Annotated in this window: 1 protein-coding gene; it reads left to right on the forward strand. The window is 69.4% G+C overall.

The window, feature by feature from the left end; all coding sequences use genetic code 11:
- A partial coding sequence (locus MKK60_RS00130; protein WP_243983404.1) for a porin occupies positions 1–301 on the forward strand: 301 nt, incomplete at both ends.

Here is a 301-nt window from a genome sequence, read left to right on the forward strand (position 1 = left end):
CGCCGCGACGGTGTCGCACACGGGTGCGCTCTCCATCTCGCCCACCCGCCTGCCACTCAACATCGCCACCCGCACACCGACCGCCTCCGGCACCCTTAGCGCGTTCGTGCGCCTTGGAGCCGGCAGCGGCTCCGGCTCTTCCGGTCTCGGCACCTCGGGCACGAACCCGCGCATCGGCAACGCCTACCCGGCCCTCGGTGTCGATCAGTTCGGCCTGCTGCAGCAGTACGTGAACGCCGACAAGGCCTTCATCCAGTTCGCGGGCTTCACCGCCGGTCGCGCCTCGTCGTTCTTCGACTTC

Source organism: Methylobacterium sp. J-092 (assembly GCF_022829325.1).
GTDB lineage: Bacteria > Pseudomonadota > Alphaproteobacteria > Rhizobiales > Beijerinckiaceae > Methylobacterium.